The sequence below is a fragment of the Cellulomonas sp. P4_A2 genome, from assembly GCF_056402515.1.
This window is the reverse complement of the sequence record NZ_JBFUHG010000011.1, coordinates 14,908-32,134: the sequence shown is the minus strand read 5'-3', so window position 1 is coordinate 32,134 and position 17,227 is coordinate 14,908. Positions and strand designations below refer to the sequence as shown.

At 73.6% G+C, this 17,227-nt stretch carries 13 protein-coding genes; all 13 read right to left on the bottom strand.

Features of this window, described 5'->3' with window-relative positions:
• Positions 1 to 7 precede the first annotated feature (7 nt).
• A complete protein-coding gene (locus tag AC1DUE_RS12130; RefSeq protein ID WP_477039680.1) occupies positions 8 to 886 on the bottom strand; it encodes a sortase in 879 nt (292 codons plus the stop codon).
• A gap of 107 nt (positions 887 to 993) precedes the next feature.
• Positions 994 to 1,707 carry a hypothetical protein gene (locus tag AC1DUE_RS12125; RefSeq protein ID WP_477039679.1) on the bottom strand — a complete coding sequence of 238 codons (714 nt, stop codon included), beginning with the start codon at positions 1,705 to 1,707 and terminating at the stop codon, positions 994 to 996.
• Positions 1,704 to 2,768 carry a hypothetical protein gene (locus tag AC1DUE_RS12120; RefSeq protein ID WP_477039678.1) on the bottom strand — a complete coding sequence of 355 codons (1,065 nt, stop codon included), beginning with the start codon at positions 2,766 to 2,768 and terminating at the stop codon, positions 1,704 to 1,706. Before AC1DUE_RS12120 ends, AC1DUE_RS12125 begins: the two co-directional genes overlap by 4 nt.
• Before the next feature lie 129 nt (positions 2,769 to 2,897).
• On the bottom strand, positions 2,898 to 3,971 hold the full coding sequence (locus AC1DUE_RS12115; RefSeq protein ID WP_477039677.1) for a hypothetical protein: 1,074 nt from the start codon (positions 3,969 to 3,971) through the stop codon (positions 2,898 to 2,900).
• Between the two features lie 59 nt (positions 3,972 to 4,030).
• A complete protein-coding gene (locus AC1DUE_RS12110) occupies positions 4,031 to 5,140 on the bottom strand; it encodes a hypothetical protein (RefSeq protein ID WP_477039676.1) in 1,110 nt (369 codons plus the stop codon).
• 124 nt (positions 5,141 to 5,264) lie between these two features.
• Entirely contained in the window at positions 5,265 to 6,956 is a 1,692-nt protein-coding gene (locus AC1DUE_RS12105) for an Ig-like domain repeat protein (RefSeq protein WP_477039675.1), read from the bottom strand.
• A gap of 52 nt (positions 6,957 to 7,008) precedes the next feature.
• A complete protein-coding gene (locus tag AC1DUE_RS12100) occupies positions 7,009 to 8,106 on the bottom strand; it encodes a hypothetical protein (protein WP_477039674.1) in 1,098 nt (365 codons plus the stop codon).
• A gap of 43 nt (positions 8,107 to 8,149) precedes the next feature.
• The gene (locus tag AC1DUE_RS12095; RefSeq protein ID WP_477039673.1) at positions 8,150 to 10,699 is read right to left on the bottom strand and encodes a hypothetical protein; all 2,550 of its coding nucleotides are present in this window, start codon (positions 10,697 to 10,699) and stop codon (positions 8,150 to 8,152) included.
• A 153-nt stretch (positions 10,700 to 10,852) separates the two neighbouring features.
• A complete protein-coding gene (gene pstS / locus AC1DUE_RS12090; RefSeq protein WP_477039672.1) occupies positions 10,853 to 12,472 on the bottom strand; it encodes a phosphate ABC transporter substrate-binding protein PstS in 1,620 nt (539 codons plus the stop codon).
• Complete coding sequence (gene pstA / locus AC1DUE_RS12085) at positions 12,469 to 13,674, bottom strand: phosphate ABC transporter permease PstA (protein WP_477039671.1); 1,206 nt, start codon at positions 13,672 to 13,674, stop codon at positions 12,469 to 12,471. The genes pstS and pstA overlap by 4 nt, the downstream gene beginning before the upstream one ends.
• Positions 13,671 to 14,696 (bottom strand): phosphate ABC transporter permease subunit PstC, encoded by a 1,026-nt coding sequence (gene pstC, locus AC1DUE_RS12080; protein WP_477039670.1) that lies wholly within the window; start codon positions 14,694 to 14,696, stop codon positions 13,671 to 13,673. Before pstC ends, pstA begins: the two co-directional genes overlap by 4 nt.
• A gap of 157 nt (positions 14,697 to 14,853) precedes the next feature.
• Positions 14,854 to 16,449 carry a serine/threonine-protein kinase gene (locus tag AC1DUE_RS12075; RefSeq protein ID WP_477039669.1) on the bottom strand — a complete coding sequence of 532 codons (1,596 nt, stop codon included), beginning with the start codon at positions 16,447 to 16,449 and terminating at the stop codon, positions 14,854 to 14,856.
• Positions 16,446 to 16,847: a hypothetical protein gene (locus AC1DUE_RS12070; RefSeq protein ID WP_477039668.1), complete on the bottom strand. Its 402-nt coding sequence runs from the start codon at positions 16,845 to 16,847 to the stop codon at positions 16,446 to 16,448. The genes AC1DUE_RS12075 and AC1DUE_RS12070 overlap by 4 nt, the downstream gene beginning before the upstream one ends.
• Positions 16,848 to 17,227 lie beyond the last annotated feature (380 nt).

The following is a 17,227-nucleotide window of genomic DNA, read 5'->3' as shown; positions in this document are numbered from 1 at the left end:
TCCGTTCTCACATCAGGTTCGGCAGGAGCCGCGCACCCTGGTCGGCGACCAGCAGCGCGGCGAGCACGGTCAGGGGGACGAACACGATCCACGCCTGGCGCGCGCCGACGCGCCGGGTGGCCCAGACGGCGCCGGCCTCGACGACGACGAGCAGCTGCAGGGCCAGCACGAGCGCCCACGTGGTCGAGGGGTCGCCAGCCATCTCCTTGTGCTCGGGCGGGAGCGTCGCGGGTCGGGTCTGCCGGCCGCCCGGCGGCCGCGGGTCCGAGACGAGCCGGGCGTCGAGCCGCACCACGCCTTGCGGCAGGAACGCCGGACCCCGGGCGGTCTCCAGGATCAGCCGCGACTCGCCGGCCTTCGGCCGCGCCAGGCTCGGGTCCCCGGCGTAGCGCAGGCCCACGACCTCGAACCGCTGCACGCCCTGCCCGGTCAGGACGGTGAACGTCGCCCCGGGCGGCAGTTCCTGCAGGCGGGCGAACGGTCCACCGAACGCCGCAGCGCGACCCATCAGGACGGAGACGCCCTCCTGGCCGGGCAGCACGGAGTCGCGGCGATGCCCGGGCCCTCCCATGAGCACGCCCGACGTGGTGCCCTCGGCGACGATCTCGTCGACCCCGATCGACGGGATCTGGATGCGGGCCACGGGAGCGCCGTCGGCGAGAAGCACCCCGTCGAACGTGCCCTCCGACACCGGCGTCGTTCCCGCCTCGCCCTCCTCGCCGAACTGGATCGCGAGGCGTTCCTGCAGCACGAGGTGTTGCAGCTGGCTGAAGCCCGTCAGGTAGACGACGAACGTCAGCAGGAGCGTCGCGACGAGGGCGGCGACGCCGCGGGCGACGCGCTGTGCCGGCGTCAGCTCGGCCCGCGGCACGACCGACCGGGGCATCTTGCGTGGCGGACGCGGCCGACGGGCAGGGGGCTCGGCGGGCGGTTCTGGCGGCGGGCCGGGCGGGGCCGTGCTGTCAGGCGCGACCGGGCGGTCGGTCGTCGTCGTCATGCGACGGCCACGGGCTGCGTCACCGGGGGACGTCCCCGGTCGCCCGACAGGCGCGCTGAGATGACGCCGGCCGCGACGACGAGCACGAGCACGATCGCGGCCCACGGCACGACCAGCATCGAGCGGTCGCGGACCACCGGCTCGACCGGCGGCGCTCCGGCCGGCGCGACGGGCGCCAGCTCGGCGTGCGCGGTGACGAGGGTCCACTGGCCGACCCCGTCGATGTCCTGCGAGACCGTGCGCGACTCACCCGGGGCGAGCCCGTTCACGGGGACCTTCGGCGCCGAGCCGATGCGGTGCCCCGCGACGGTCGTCGCCCAGAACCGCGCAGACGCGTCCACGGTCCGGTGCGAAGAGTTGCGCACGACGAACCGCACGACGAGGCGGCCGCCAGTCGGGTCGAGGGCCGCGCGGTAGGTGGTCCGCAGGCCGCTGACATCGAGCACCGAGGAAACGTCGAGCGGGACCACCGGCTCGGCCACCGCGGCGTCGGGAGGCAGGGGTACGTCGGCCGGGACCGAGCCCGACCCGGCCGAGAGGCCGGAGCCGGCTCCCGGGGCCGGCGCCGGCGCGGACCCGCCGACGACGGCCTGCAGCCCGATGCCCTCGCCACCGTCGGGGTCGAGGTCGGCCGCAGCGGCAGGTGTCGCCAGCACGAGGCCGCCGACGATGAGGAGCGCCGCGACGAGCAGGGCGCGGGCGCCGCTCATCGCGCGACGTCCAGGGCCGCGGCGCGCCGCGCCTCCTCCTGCGTGAACGCGATCCACTCCTGCGCCCGTCGGGTCTCGCGGCGGCGCCGGGCCCGCAGCGCGAACCAGCCCCCGACCGCGAGCGCCAGGATCCCCAGGAGCATCCACGGGACGGCGACGACCGTGGTGTCGCGGTGCACGGGCGCGAGCGGCCCGGGGTCGAGGGCGGCCGGGTCGACGTTCGGCTGCAGGTCGACGTAGGGCCGCAGCAGACCGGAGCGTCCGACGCCGGGCACCGACAGCGTGACCACCCGGGTGGCGCCCGGCAGGATCTCGGGAACCTCCTCGTGGACGGCCCGTGCGGCGGACACGCCGAACCACGTCGTCGCGCCTGCGGCGAGGGTCGCGCCGAGGGCCACGTTGCCGGTGTTGTGGACGGTGACCGTGACGGTGCTGGGGCCGGTGAGGGGATTCGCGCCAGCCGGTGCCGAGGCGGTGATGCTCGCGACCGTCAGCACCGGCTGCAGCTCCCCGGCGACGCGCACGTACATCCGGGTGGCCACCCGCCGCTCGACCTTCACCTGGCCCTCGACCGCGCTCGCGGACACCACCAGGCCTGCGGCGTGGTCGCCGGGGCGGGCGTCGGCGGGGACCGTCACCGTGAACGGGACGACCTGCTGCGCACCCGGAGCCAAGGGGACGGTCAGACGCTTCTGGCCGTCCTGCAGCGTCACCCACGCACCCGCGTCCTTCGGCTCCTCGTCGGTCGCCAGGAGCGCGAACGCACCGTCGTCGGTGTTGTATGCGTCGGTCGCGACGAGCTCGACCGACTGGTCGGTGGTGCCCGTGTTGCGCACCAGGTAGAAGTCGGCCACCTGCTGGCCCGGCTGCACCTGGTAGCTGTACCGGCTGCGCCCGTCGGGGTCGGTCCCGTTGCTGGGCGCTCCCGCGATCCCGACGGTGTCGTCGGCCCGGGCCGGCGCGGCCACGGCGAGTCCCGCGGCAACGAGGACCAGCAGCGCGAGCACGGCACGAAGGACGGGACCGTGGGCGTGCCGACGGTCGAGGAGCGGGACGAGCATGCTTCATTCACGCCCGTCGACGTGGCGGCCGGCCTGCGTCGTCGCGACGACGGGATGAACGCAGGACGGCACAGGAGTGGACGCGCGAACGGCGTGGGCCGCAGGGCCCACGCCGTTCGGTTCAGGACGTCACTTCGAGACGAGCGTCACCGTGAGCGTCGAGGTGTAGGTGCCGGCGGGCGTGCCCGTCGGCGCGACGAACGTCAGGTCGGCATCGAGCACCGAGTCGCCGGCGGTGCCGGCGGGCAGCTCCGCGAACAGGCTCGGGTAGGTGGCCGAACCGGCGGACTGAGCGGCGCCGAGCGTCGCCGCGACGCCGGAGACGTTCTTGGGTGCCAGGCCGAGCTGCTGCTTGTTGATCGTCGTGGCCCCGTTGACGAAGTTCGCGACGCCGGAGGTGCTCAGGGTCCAGCCGGGCTTGGACGCCGCGCGGCCGTCCTGGACGGTCAGCTGGCCCAGCGCACCTGTCGACTTCGAGAGCCCGTTGACGATGGCCGGGTTGCCGATGGTCGACGACGACGCCGCCGGCGCGACGAGCGAGAGGACTCCGTCCACGACGGGCGGCTCGGTCACTTGCGCGGAGAGGTCGTGGCCGGTCCCGTTCGGGTCGGTGGGCGGGTCGGTGGGCGGCGTGCCGGCACCCGCCACCTGCGCGTAGGTGTACGCGCCGGTACCCGCCGTGACGTGGACGTGGATGTAGTAGAGGCCGTGGTCGACGACGGCGAGGTTGTTGGTCTTGAGGAAGGCGATACCGACCGAGAAGTCACCGCCGGCAGACTTCACCGCGTTGGTGCCCGCCGGGGTGCCGTTGCCGATGATGAGCTGGTTGATCGGGGTCACGTTGGGCAGGTAGATCCCCCCGGGCGTCAGGCTGATGTCCGCCGCCGCGTTCCACTGCGCCGGCGTCGACTCCTTGCCCTGCGGGGAGATGAAGGTGCGCACCGTCTCGGCGCCGGCCGGGATCGGGAACTTCCCCGCGAGGTCACCGGCGCTCGGCAGGGCGATCGCCTGGAAGTCGTAGGCGACCGTGGCGTTCGTCGCGACGTCCTCGCCTGTGCTCCCGTCCGCGAGGTACAGGGTGCCGCCGAAGTACTGGTCGGGGGTGATCTGGTCGGCGGCGTGGGCCGCCCCCATGCCGATGCCGGCCAGGGCAACGGCGAGGGTTGCGCCCAGGGTGGCGCGGGCCAGTCGGGTCAGGCTCATGAGTCGTGTTCCTCTCGTCGGGTGGTGCGGGGAGCTGCGGGGCGTGCGGGCGTGCGGTCTCACGGCACCAGCTGAGGGACGGCCGGTGCGGGCGGGTTGGCGGTGGGGGCAGGGGGGGTCGGGCGACGACGACGACGGCGCACGACGAGCCAGGCGCTGAGCAGCAGCACGACGAGCACGAGCAGCGGCCACGGCACCGCCCAGGCGCGGGTCGAGCCGGTGACGGTGCCGATCCCCGGGTCGTCGCGCCCGAGCGTCGAGACGGCGGCGGCCGAGACCGTCACAGATTCGATGACCAGCGGCCACACCTCGGGGACGGCGACGGTCTGCTCGACCGACGCGCCCGGCAGGAGCTCGTCGACCTTCGTGCCGTCCGCGGTGCGCGCGAGCAGGCCGAACGGTCCGGAGGCGCGCACCGACGGTTCGACGCCGTACCGGACGTTGCCCGTGTTCGTCAGGGTGTAGGTGACCGTCAGGGCCCCGGGGCCGGCGACGCCCAGGGCGCGCCCGGCGTCGTACCCGGCGTGGACGTCGGTCACCGCGAGGCCGGGCTCCAGCGGGCCGTCGACCGTTACGTAGATGCGCGCGCCGGTCCGCTGCTCGAGGTCGACGGCGGGCGAGTTGGCCCCGCCTGCGCCCTGCGTGGTCATCGCCGCGACGACACCGGCGACGTGGTCGCCCGGCTCAGCGTCGGCCGGGATCGTGATCGTCACCGGGACGACGACGAACCCGATGCCGTCGGTCGTCGACTGCGGCGCGACGCTCACCGTGCTCGCGCCGAGCGTCAGCCAGGAACCCGCGCGGCTCGGGGCGACCGAGCGTGCGGGCAGGCCCAGCGTGCCCGCCTTGTCGTTCGCGACGTCGGCCGCGTAGACGTCGAGGTCGAGCGGGACGTCCGACTGGTTCAGCACGGCGATGTCGTCGTAGACGACCGAGCCCGGGGGCGCCGTCAGCGCGACGTAGCTGCGCGTGTCGGGGCGGCCGCCCGACGCCGGCGAGATGCCGAACGTGACCAAGGGGGCCGTGCCTGCGTCGGCTTGCGATGACGCCTCGGGGGTCGGTGCGGGCGCGGCGGCGCCGGCGGCGGCGGTCGAGCCGGACGCGAGGGCCGCGCCGAGCGCCACGACGGCCGCCGCCCGGACGGCCACGGTGCTCAGGTGTCGGTACATGCGGTGGGTCACTCCTGGTGGGGTGCGTCGTGGTGGAGAACGGCCGAACGGGAGGCGGGGCGACGTGCGCCCCGCCTCCCTCGGACCCACCCGCCGGGAACGGACCCCGGCGGGCGGGAACCGGTCAGAACGCGGTGAAGGTGACCGTCGCGCGGTAGGTGCCCGCCTCGACCGAGGTCGGCACACCGGCGATGCCGAGCGTCCCGCGGATCTCGACGGTGCCCGAGTTCTTGTGGGCCGGGTACACCGCGAATGTGGCCGGCGCGGCAAGACCCGGGGTCACCGGGGCGTTGTCGGTCAGCGCGACGTCGGCGAGCGAGAGGGTGTTGCCCGCCGGGCTCGTCTTGGTCAGGCCCGTGAGGCCGAGGTGCGTCCCCGGGAAGGTCTGGGTCGCGTCGGTGCTGGACACGAAGTCGCTCGAGACGACCGTGGCGGTGAAGCCCGGCTGGCCCGAACGGGTGTCCGTGATCTTGATCGGGGCGTCAGCGGCCTTCGGGAAGGCGGCCGAGGCGTAGTAGGTGGACGTGGCCTGGTCGAGAACGGCGGTGCCGAGGTCGAACGGGTTGGCCGGGGTGTACGGCGTCGTGATCTCGATGGAGCCGGCCGGGATCGTGACGTCGACCGTCTGCGGGTCGGCGACCCCGGTGCCCTGGGCCAGCACCAGCGTGGCCGGCGCCTGGGTGGCGGAACCGGTGTAGACGCCCGTGCCGGCGAAGGTCGCCTGGAACGTCCAGGTGCCGACCGTGAGGTTCGACTTGGTCAGCGACGCGGTGCCGCCCGCGCCGACCGGTGCGGTGCCCAGGTTCTGGACCGGACCGCCGTCGACGGAGCCCGTGAACGCGACCGAGCCGGTCGGGGTGGAGGCGTCGCCGGACACGACCGTCGCCGTGATGGTGGCGGGGGTCAGCGCCTGACCGGTGGCCGAGGTCGCCGCGACCGTGACCGTCGTGGCGACGGGCTGACCGGCGACGACGACCGTGCTCGGAGCCGAGGTCGAACCCGCATACGCCGAGTCACCGAGGTACTTCGCGGTGATCGGGTGGCTGCCGGCAGAGAAGCCGGTCGCGACGTTGAGGGACGCCGCACCGGCCGCGACCGGCGAGGTGCCGAGAAGGGTGGCGCCGTCGTAGAACTCGACGGAACCGGTCGCGGCGGCCGGGGCGACCGTCGCGGACAGGCTCACCGCGTTGCCGGCGGTGGCCGTGGCGGGCGCGGTGAGGCTCGTCGTGCTGGGCGTGAGCGGCGCGGCGGCCACCTCGACCTGCTGGAACGTGTACGCGCCGGTGCCGGGCGTGACGTGGATGTGGACGTAGTACAGACCGTCCGCGACGACGACCAGGTTGTTGGTCTTGAGGAACGCGATGCCGATCGAGTAGTCGCCACCGGCGGCCTTGACCGCGTTGGTGCCGGCCGGGGTGCCGTTGCCGATGATGAGCTGGTTGATCGGCGTGACGTTCGGCAGGTAGATCCCGCCGGGCGTCAGGCTGATGTCGGCGGCGGCGTTCCACTGGGACGGCGTCGCCTCCTGGCCCTGCGGCGCGAGGAACGTGCGGGCCGTCTCGGCCCCGGCGGGAATCGGGAACGTCCCCACCAGGTCGCCGGCGGACGGCAGCGCGATCGCCTGGAAGTCGTAGGCGAGCGTGGCGCCGGGCGCGACATCCTCGCCCGTGCTCCCGTCGGCGAGGAAGAGGGTGCCGCCGAACTGCGGGACGTCGGGGACCTGGTCGGCGGCGGACGCGGTGGCCGCGCCGGCGCCGATCAGGGCGAGCGCGACCACGCCCGCGGCAAGACTGCGTCGAACTGTTCGTGCTGACATGTCAGTTCTCCTTGTGAGCTGAAGCTGGCGAGAGCGGGACAGGGACGAACGGTCAGAGGGTGGTGAAGGCGCGGATCGCGGTGGTCGACGACGGGGCGAGGAAGCCGAACTTCTTCTTCACGGCACCCGGCGTGGACGGCAGGCTGCCGAAGCTGGTCAGGCTGGACAGGCCCTGTGCCGGGTCGAGGAGCTTGGCGAGGTTGGCGTCGTACTTCGCGTCGGCCGGGTTGACGCGGGCGTACTCGGCGACGAGGTACGTGTCGCGGCCCCAGGTCGTGTTCGAGTAGTAGGCGGCGTTCGGGGCGAGCGACGGGGCGGTGCCGGTGAACGCGGCCACGCCGGTCGGCGAGCCGAGCAGCACGCCGGTTGCGCCGATGGTGCTGGGGGCGGCGCCGTTGGACTGCGCGACCCAGTTGGCGACCGAGAACGGGATGATCTCGTTGGCGCCGAGCACGGACGCGTCGTTCTCGGGCGTCGTGTTGTTGACGTCGTTGACGGCGCCGCCGAGGGTGGCCGCGGTCACGCCGATGGCACCGAGGAAGAACGACCGGGTGCCAGAGCCGTTCTGGGGCAGGCGGGGGGTGACGACGACGCCGTTGATCGTCGTCGCGGCACCCACGCTGGGGGCCGTGTAGAGCGAGGTCAGCTGCGCGGCCGTGATGTTGGCGAGCGCCGCCGGGTCACCCTTGTAGGCGTACGCGAGGGCGTCACGGCCGTAGGGCACGTAAAGCAGGAGCCCGGCGGCGTTGGCGTTGGTGCCGGGGCCGCTGGACGAGCGGGCGATGTCGATCTGGCCGGTGATGACCGTGCCGTTGTTCGGCGCACCCGTGATCGAGTTCCGCAGCGCGGTCACGCCGTTGCCCGAGCCGGCGGGGCGGACGAAGAACGGGCCACCCGGCTTGGTCTGGATGCGGGCGGAGCCGAACGCGTCGAAGTTGCCGAGGGAGTTGCCTGCCGCCGACACGCGCACGGACGAGCCCGTGACGGACGTGCCGTTGGTGATCGCGTTGAGCGAGTCCTGCAGCGTGTCCGACCCGACGAGCACGTAGCTGCCCGAGACAGGGTCGGCCGAAGCCGGTCCGGCGAGTGCGACGGCGCCGGCCAGGAGGCCGAGCGTGACGCCCACCGAGGCGAGCTTGCGGAGCTTCATGGTGATGTCCTTCCGTGGAGGGAACTGCATGTGGGACAGGTGGTCAGAGCACTCGGCGACGCCGAGCGACAAGGGGGACGCACCCGGCCGCGAGCAGCCCACCGACCGCGCTGACGGGCACGGTCGAGGCGAGCGAGCCCGCGGAGGGGTCGTCGGAGGTGGGCGCGCCGGTGAGCGCGCCGGCCGCGTCGCCGGTGGCGTCGGGCGCGGACGGCACCGGCGCCGTGGCGTTGGCGGAGGCGTCGAGAGGCGCACCCGCGTCGTCGTAGGTGGTGCCGGATCCGGCGGACGTCGGGTCGGACGTCGTCGCGCCGGGAGCCGGGGCCGCGGGCGGTCCGGCCTGGATCGTGGCCGCGGCCGCCAGTGCGGCCTGGCGCCACGCCGGCGGCAGCGGGGCGTAGCCGGCGGGCAGCTGGCCCGGTTCGGTGCCGACGGTCTGGCCGTCGCCCGCCGCGTACCGGATGAACGCCGCGTACGCCGCCCGGCTCGCGGTGTCGCCTCCGGCCGCGTTCGTCGCCGCGTACACCGGGACCGTCAGCGGATAGGCGTCCGCGGCGCGCTGCACGACGGGCGAGGTGAGGTCGAGCGAGCGGACCTGCGCCTGCGTCGGGTCGGGCGTCATGACCGCGGCTGCGGCGGCCATGGACTCGGTCGTCGGGACGACGAACTCGCCCGCCGGGTTGCGCAGCGCCGCCGTGAACACCTGGTACTTGGCGGCGGCCGCGGTATCGGTCAGGCCGAGCACCGCCTGGCTGCCCTGCGGGTCACGAGGGGCGGTCGCCCACTTGGGCGGGCTGGCCAGTACGTCCCAGTCGCCGAGCCCGCGTCCGTCGCCGCGCAGCACCCAGTAGCCCGCGGTGTCGAGGTCCGGCGCGAACGGCCGCCAGGTCACGAGGTTGACGACGCTGAGCGGCTCCTGGTCGTTCTTGTTGAACTCGTAGGGGTCCGCCTTGGGGAAGCTGTCCGTCGGGTAGGTGGCCGGGGCGCCGGTCGGGTTGATCGTCGCGTCCGTCGCGCTGTACGGATTCACGACCATGCCCCAGGGGTCCGGGTGCCCCGCGAGGAACGCGACCGCGTCGGGGTCCGAGAGGACGTACCGCCAGACCGCCCACGCCGCGTCGGACCGGCCCAGGGGCACCAACGCGTCGGCGATGGAGGGCGCGAACATGAGCTGGTCGGCCCACTCGTGGTCGTTGACCGCCAGGAAGTCGGGGTCGTCCGCGATCGTCTGCGGGTTGCCGTCGAGGTAGTCCGCCGCCTGGCCGCCGTACGGCAGGGCACGCTTGTAGGAGGCCGTCAGCAGCTTCGCGACGAGCCGCGGCGTCAGCCGAAGCTGGGTGAACGGCTGACCGTCGCGCCCCTTCACCTCGTCGGGGACGCCGTCCCGGGGGCTCGCGCGGTGGTCGACGGCGAAGGCCACGGTCAGTCCGGTCAAACCGACGGGTGCGTAGGTGAGCGCGTCGGTCACGTCCGGCTCGGACAGCGCGCGCGTGGTCAGCGCGAGCGGCGCCGGGGCAGTGCCGTTCGACTGCAGGGCCTGGTCCGCCTCGTTCCCGACGAGCAGGTTGAACGTGGACCCCGACGTCCCCGCGCACAGCTTCGGCTGCCACGAGGCGACCGCGGTCGTCATGAGCTCGCTGCCCGCCAGCGACCGCTCGGCCACACCCAGCGCGCACCGCACCCCGAGCGGCTTGAAGCTCAGCCGGACCGCGAGCCGGTGGGTCCACGTCTCGGCGAGGAGGCCGGACTTGGTCACGTGCTCCTCGCCCCAGTCGTGGTCGCCGCGGGGCAGCACGACGAGCCAGCACGGCTGTCCGACGACCGCGCCGCCCGCGAGTGTCTGCGGGTTGCCGCAGCCGAGGCCGGGCGCCTGCATGTTCGTCTGGACCTCGAAGGTCGTCGTGCCCCTGCCGCTCGCGTCGAAGGGAGCCCAAGGCACCTCGTTCGTCGTGAGGCGCGTGAAGAACTCGTTCTCGTTCGGGTCGACGCCGGGCACGATCTGACCGTCCACGACGCGGGCGATCGTCTTGCCCGTGACCGACCGGAACGGGATCGACACCTCCGCCTGGTCGGCGAACCCGGTGCCGGGGTGCAGGTACGGCTGGTCGAGCGGCGAGACGAACTCGAGGTCGTTGGACTTCGTCGACGTGCGGGTCTGGCCGACGTTTGCGGTGGCGCCGTACTGGCAGGTCGTCCGGTCGGGCTGCCGCTGGCCGGCCGCGTCGAGCACTGGCGCGCCGCTCGCGTCGAGGAGGTCGCCCCAGCACTGCATGACCTGGAGGAAATTGCTGCCTGCGGTCCCGCCGGGCGGGTCGGAGCGCCTGCCGCCGGAGTACGTCAGGCGGACGCCCTGGCTCGTGAGGTCCTCGGTCTGCGCGACGGTCACCGAGAGGTCGGGGAACGGCGCGTCCGCGACGTCGGGGTCCTGCTGCGCCGCCGTGACGGTGACGGCGGAGGAGTCTGCGGCCCGTGCCTGCGCCGGGACGAGCAGCCCGGTGCTGAGCAGTGCGGCGAAGACGCCGAGCCCGACGACCGTCGACCGGACGACGGTCGATCCCCAGAGTTCCTGGACGGTTCGTGCGGCGCTGCTCACAGTGCTCCCGTGCTCGTTCGAACGGCGCGTTTCGCGCTCGTTACGAACCTTGGGCGGCGCTGGTGGAGCGGCGGTGAACGGTGCGGGAACGACGTCAGGAGCGCACCTTGCCGACGTCCGTCCGGCTGGCGCCAGAAGCCGTCGCGCCGCAGGTCAGGAGTCCGTCGACGCCTTGCGCAGCCGGCGGGAGAGCACGGGCGGCAGCGTGACGGCCGCGAGCAGGAGCAGCACGGCCGCCACGATCACGAGGGTCGGGCTCGTGCTCGCCGGCATGGCGAAGGCCGTTGCGGTCGCCGAGGCGCCGCCGGACGACCCCGAGCCGTCGGCGAGCAGACCCAGCTCGTCGTACCCGCCCTCGGCGAGTGCCGGGTCTGCGGCCGCGGCCGCCGGATCGACCGGCGCCGCGCCGCCCCCGGTGCCTCCTCCCCCGGTCGCACCCACCGCAGCGGCACCGCCGCCACCCGCCGTGACCGCGGTCGGCGCCTGCGCACCGCCGGTCCCGGTGGTGCACTGCGTCGCCCCGCCCTTCTTGTCACAGGCCGCCGGCTGCGGAGCGGTGGCCGCCAACTGGTTGTTCGCCGGGTTGTCGCCCGCCTTGAATGTCGGGTTGTTGCAGGTGGCGAGGTCGGGGCCGTTCGGGTCCGCGCCGGGGATCCGCTTGATCTGCTCCGCGGCCGCTTGGACGAGGTTCATGGGCAGCGGCGAGTAGCCGAGGCTGTCCGCCTGCTGCTGGCCCTCGCAGATCATGTACGACGCGAACGTGCCCAGCGTCTGCCCTTTGCTCTCCGTGAAGATCCCCGCCACCTGCGTGGGGACGATGAGGTACGAGTAGCTCGACAGCGGGTACGTGCGGGGGTCCGGGTTGTTGTAGACGCCGTCGAGGATCTGCGTCAGGTAGTCCGGCGAGGCCGGGTCGTTGTTGATCTTCGCGGAGAGCAGTCCCACGGCGACGGCCTGCGCGGTCGGCTCGATGTAGTAGCCGGCCTTATTGAGCACCTTGACGACGGGGAAGCCGGACTTCTTCGCGTAGGAGTACTCGACGTAGGTGATGGCCCCCTCGCCGTAGTTCTGGGCCACGTAGCCGGAGACGCCGTCCGAGCCTCGCTGCGCCTTGGCGCCGCCGAAGATCGGGTACTGCGAGGTGAAGCCGCAGGTCGAGGACCGACCGATCTTGGCGCAGAACGACTGCCACACGTCCGGGAACTGCTTGGACATCCAGAGCGTGAACTGGGCCGTGGTCCCCGAGCCGTCGGAGCGGATCACGGGCACGATCGGGCGGGCGGGCATGGCCAGCCCCGGGTTGTCGGCCGCGATCGCCGGGTCGTTCCAGGTCGTGATCGCGCCGGTGAAGATCTTGGTGATCGTGTCCCCCGAGAGCCGCAGGTTGGTCACCTGCTTGCCGCCGATCTTTAGGTTGTACATGAACGACGTACCGCCGGCGACGATCGGCATGTACGCGTAGCCGACGGTCGGTCTCTCGGGCGCCGAGCCGTCCTCGGGCGCGGCCTGGAACGGGATCTCGCTGATCGCGAAGTCGACGGAGCCGGAGATGAAGTCTCGACGACCCTGCGTCGAGCCGACGCCGGAGTAGTTGACGGTCATGCCGTAGTTGGCGGCGACGTTGCGGCGCCACTGGTCGAGGGCGTTCTGCGACCACGTCGACCCGGTCCCGGTGATCGGCACGTAGCCGTCGGCGAACGCGGCACTCGTCGGCAGCACGACGACGAGCAGGGCCAGCAGTGCGGCCAGGGCGAGGGACAGGCGACGGCTCATCGGGGGGTCTCCTGCTCGGTGAACTGCGGGTGGTGGCTGGCCTCGATCCGGGCGGCGTCCCGCGCCGACCGCTCGCCGGCACGTCGACGCTGGCGGTCGCTGAGCTGCCCTGGACCGCGCCCGCCGATGACGCGTGCGATGCCGAACAGGCCGAGCACGAGCATCATCAGCACGGCCGCGGCGCCGAACCCGCGGGCGACCATGGCGGGCTCCGGCGACCGGACGAAGTCGAAGACCTGGAGCGGCAGCGAGATCATCGGCCCGTGGAACGGGTTGGCGTTCTGCACGGCGGTGACACCGGACGTCAGCAGCACGGGACTCGTCTCGCCGATGCCGCGCGCGGTGCCGAGGATCACGGCGGTCGCTAGGCCGGACCGGGCGGTGGGGAGCACGACGTGCCAGACGGTGCGCCACCGCGTGGTGCCCATGGCGTAGGACGCCTCGCGCAGGGGGTTGGGCACGAGCCGCAGCACCACGTCGGACGACCGGATGATGATGGGCAGCATCATCACGGTGATCGCGATCGCGGCAGCGAAGCCCGAGCGCTCGTGGGTGACCAGCTGGATCACGGACGCGTAGACGAACAGCCCGGCGACGATCGAGGGCAGCGCGGTCATCGCGTCGGTCACGGTGCGCACGAACCGCGCGAACGGGCCGCCCACCTCGTTGAGGAACACGGCGGTCGCGACGCCCAGCGGGATCGACACGACGAGGGCGATGCCGAGCTGGATCATGGTGCCGACGATCGCGTGCCGGATCCCGCCGACCGTCAGCGGGTCGAGCGGGCCTGCCTTCTCCATCGTGCGCGTGAAGAAGTTCAGGTGCCGCAGCGCGGGCAGCCCTCGGCTGACGGTGTAGATGATGATGAACGCGAGGCTGCTGAACAGGATGACGCCCGCGGTCCCCAGCAGCACCGTGACGACGCGGTCCTTGACCTCCTGCCGGTCGCCGCGCAGGGACACGAGCAGCGCGTACACGCCGACGAACGCGAGCAGGGCCACGACGCTCCAGCCGATCGCCGACTGCAGCGGGGTGATCCAGCCGAAGAGCAACGTGGCCAGGGCGACGGCGGAGGCGGCGGCGCCGAGCAGGTCGAACTTCTCCGCGCGCGTGGCAGTCCGCACGGTCCGGCGCGGGCCGACGGGCCCCGTGGCGACCGGGGTCTCGGTGCGGGTCTGCGTCTCGGTGGCCACGGTGCTCACTGGCTCTGCGCGCCGGACCGCGACCGGGCGACGATCGAGGAAGCGGTGAAGTTGATGATCAGGGTCAGGACGAACAGCACGAGGCCCGCGGCCATGAGTGCAGAGAGGCCGAACTCGCTCGCCTCCCCGTAGCGCAAGGCGATCAGCGCCGAGACGGAGTTGGTGCCGGACTTCAGCGCCTGCCAGTTGATGACGAACACCGGCGAGATGATCATGTAGACGGCGATCGTCTCTCCCAGCGCGCGCCCCAGACCGAGCATCGTGCCGCCGACGACACCGCCCCGCCCGAACGGCAGGACGACCGTGCGGATGACCCCCCAGCGGGTCGACCCGAGCGCGTACGCCCCCTCGCGCTCCCCTACCGGCGCCTGCGAGAAGGCCTCGCGCATGATCGAGGTCGTCGTCGGCACCACCATGAGCCCGACGACGATCCCCGCGATGAACGCCGACGACGTGAAGAAGCTGGCGTCGGACATCGCCCTGCCGTCGTCGTCCGTGACCCGCAGGAACGGCACGAAGTCGAAGTTCCTCGAGATCCACCGGGACACCGGGATCACGGAGCCCTGCAGGAAGTAGACACCCCACAGCCCGAAGATGATGCTCGGCACCGCGGCCATCAGGTCGACGAGCGCGACCAGGCCGGCACGGACGCGTCCGACCACCACTTCCGAGAGCAGCAGGGCCGTGCCCAGCGCGAGCGGGAAGGCGACGATCAGCGCGACGACGGCGATGGTCACGGTGCCGAACAGCACGGCCGCGACGCCGAATTTCTGGACCTCCGGCATCCACTCGCGCTCGGTGAGGAAGCTCAGGCCGGACGCGCGCAGGGCCTCGCTCGCCCGCAGCGTGAGGAACAGGCCGACGGCGAGCATGATGCCGACCGTCGCGAAGCCCGCGGCGTAGGCGAGCCGTCGGAACGCGGTGTCGGACCCGGACGGCCTCGAGACCAGCGAGCGGCGGACAGGCGTGCTCGGCTCGGGCGTCGGCGGGATCGCGGCCGGGCGCTCGTCGAGCAGCGTCATCTCGTCTCCGTCCTTGTTCGGGGCACACCGACGGGGGCCGGGCGTCGGACGGCGCGGGCGGGGGCTCGGCATCGTCGGACGCGATGGTCCGGACCGCGGATGAACGACGACCGACGCGGCGACGTACGCCGTGCCCCCGCGGGACGACGGGGCCGCGTCACGGGGTCGACGCCTCGGTCGCGGTGGGCGTCGGGTCCGGCACCTGAGGCTGCGGGGTGCCCAGCTCGAGAGTCACGGTCGAGCCCACCGGCAGCTCCACGGTCGCGGGCGGCGACGAGGCCAGGACGCCGTGCACGCCGTCGCCGCTGCGCTCGGGCACCAGGCCCGCGGCGCGCAGGACCGCCTCGGCGTCGTCGACGGAGAGGCCGACGACGAGGGGCACGAGCGTGCTGCCCGAGGCGGCGACGAGGTCGACGGCCGACCCGGCCGGCACCGAGGCACCCGCGGCAGGGGTCGAGCCCAGCACCGTGTCGCCGGCCGTGGCCGCGCGCGTCAGCGCAACCGCACCGGCGCGCAGGCCCAGCGCCTCGATCGCCGCGACCGCCTCCGCGGTGCTCATCCCGGTGACCACCGGCACGGTCACCACCGTGATCGTCGGGGTCGGGCTCGGGCGGGGGCGGGCGCCGACCGACCGAGAGCGGGTGGGGGTCGGCGACGGTGCCGTCGTCGCCGTGGTGGCGATCGGCGTCGGCGGGTCCGCCACCGGGTCGGCCGCGGCCCGCGCCCACCACGAGACCCCGACGACGGCGGCGAGCACCACGAGCATCACGAGCACTACGGGTGCGACGCCGCGGTTCGACCGCACCGGCCCCTGCGCGGGCGCCGGCGGTACGACCTCGTCGGGCACGCGCGCCGCGACGAGCAGCTGCGAGCGGTGGATCTCGTCGGCGCGCGTCACCACGGGCAGCAGCCGCGTGCCCGGTCCGGGCGCCGTGGCGCCGGCGGCGGCGTGCGCGGCCGCACGCATGGCGGCGGCCGAGGGATAGCGCTGCGCGGGCTCCTTGAGCATGGCCGTGACGACGAGCCGGTCGAGCGCCGCCGGCAGTCCGGGGCGGGCCGCCGACGGGACCGGCGGCGGAGCCGCGCGGTGGGCGTCGACCAGGTGCTGCGCGGTCCCGTCGCCGAACGGTGGGCGGCCGGTGAGCGCGAGGTAGAGCGTCGCGCCCGCCTGGTACACGTCGCCGCGCGCGTCGACGGGCGCGCCCCGCGACTGCTCCGGGGAGACGTACCCCGGGTTGCCCAGCGCGCCGGCGCCCTCGATCGCCGCGGCGGTCCCGGTCGGTCCGGCCAGGCCGAGATCGAGCAGCCGCACACGGTCGGCGGCGAACGCCCCGGGCAGCACGTGCACGTTGAGCGGCGACACGTCCCGGTGCACCAGCCCGGCCGCGTGCACGGCCGCGAGCGCGTCCAGCAGGCCGTCCGCCAGCGCGATCGCCTCCGCCGGGTCGAGCGGCCCGTCCCGGTCCACCCGGTCGGCCAGGCTCGAACCGTCGACGAGACCGAGCGCGACCCACGCCCGACCGTCCTCCAGGTCCCCCTCGGCCAGCGCGCGCACCACGTTCGGGTGGTCGACGCCGCGCGTGGCCCGCGCCTCGTCGTGCAGGCGCGCCGGGTCCGCGTGCGGGTGTGACACCTTGAGCGCGACGACCTCGTCGGCGAGCACGTCGTGCGCGCGGTAGACCACCGCCGTGCCGCCGCTGCCCAGCAGGCCCAGCACGCGGAACCGGCCGGCGACCAGCCCCGACGGGCTCACAGGGTCGCGTCACCCCGGCGCCCGTCGGCGCTGCGCAGCAGGACCGGGTTCTGCCCGGCGCGTCGGTAGGTCGCGACGACCGGGTCGACGCGTGCCCCCGGCACGAGCTCGGTGAAGGTGCGGGCGGCGTGCACGCACCGCACCCGGCGGTCCTGGTCGCCGATGCCCTGTGCGACGTCGAGGCCGTCCTCGCGCAGCGACCACCGCCAGCGGTACTCGGGGGTCAACCTGATGATCGCCTCGAGGCCCGGCAGCCGGGTCGCCAGGCCGGCGAGCTCGGCCCGGACGGTGTCCGCGTCGGGCCCGGGGACGCTCGCGCGGGCGAGCCCACGACCGTTCGGGCTCACCAGTCGCCACCAGACGACGTCGTCGTCGGAGAAGCGGTAGAGCTGGAACACGGGCGCCACCGTCCGCATCCCGTCCTTTCGTCGCGGCACCGAGTCCTCGGCGCGTCCGATGAAGTGGACCGCACGACTCGCACCTGTGAGCGGCCTGTGCGGGTCCGCAGGACGAACGGCGGGGGGCGCCCGGTCGACGATCCGGCGACGTCTCGCACAGCCGGGTGAATGCGTCTCGAAGAATGAGACTTCGGTTCCGCCCCGCGGACGTACCGGCCTACAGTCGCGTCATGTCCCGCCGAATGTGTCGCTGACCAGCGCACGCTCGGCTGTGCCCGCGGGCAGGTTGTCGTCCTCACACGGACGGCCCTGAGACCCGCCCGAGCCATGGCTCGACCCGTGCGCCCTCCCCCAACCTTCGCGGGACGGATGTCGGCTGC

What these genes read in the sequence shown, in the direction of transcription:
- AC1DUE_RS12130 (WP_477039680.1), bottom strand. Translation starts at nt 886, where the DNA reads ATGCCCCGGTCGGTCGTGCCGCGGGCCGAGCTGACGCCGGCACAGCGC.
- AC1DUE_RS12125 (WP_477039679.1), bottom strand. Translation starts at nt 1,707, where the DNA reads ATGAGCGGCGCCCGCGCCCTGCTCGTCGCGGCGCTCCTCATCGTCGGC.
- AC1DUE_RS12120 (WP_477039678.1), bottom strand. Translation starts at nt 2,768, where the DNA reads ATGCTCGTCCCGCTCCTCGACCGTCGGCACGCCCACGGTCCCGTCCTT.
- AC1DUE_RS12115 (WP_477039677.1), bottom strand. Translation starts at nt 3,971, where the DNA reads ATGAGCCTGACCCGACTGGCCCGCGCCACCCTGGGCGCAACCCTCGCC.
- AC1DUE_RS12110 (WP_477039676.1), bottom strand. Translation starts at nt 5,140, where the DNA reads ATGTACCGACACCTGAGCACCGTGGCCGTCCGGGCGGCGGCCGTCGTG.
- AC1DUE_RS12105 (WP_477039675.1), bottom strand. Translation starts at nt 6,956, where the DNA reads ATGTCAGCACGAACAGTTCGACGCAGTCTTGCCGCGGGCGTGGTCGCG.
- AC1DUE_RS12100 (WP_477039674.1), bottom strand. Translation starts at nt 8,106, where the DNA reads ATGAAGCTCCGCAAGCTCGCCTCGGTGGGCGTCACGCTCGGCCTCCTG.
- pstS (WP_477039672.1), bottom strand. Translation starts at nt 12,472, where the DNA reads ATGAGCCGTCGCCTGTCCCTCGCCCTGGCCGCACTGCTGGCCCTGCTC.
- pstC (WP_477039670.1), bottom strand. Translation starts at nt 14,696, where the DNA reads ATGACGCTGCTCGACGAGCGCCCGGCCGCGATCCCGCCGACGCCCGAG.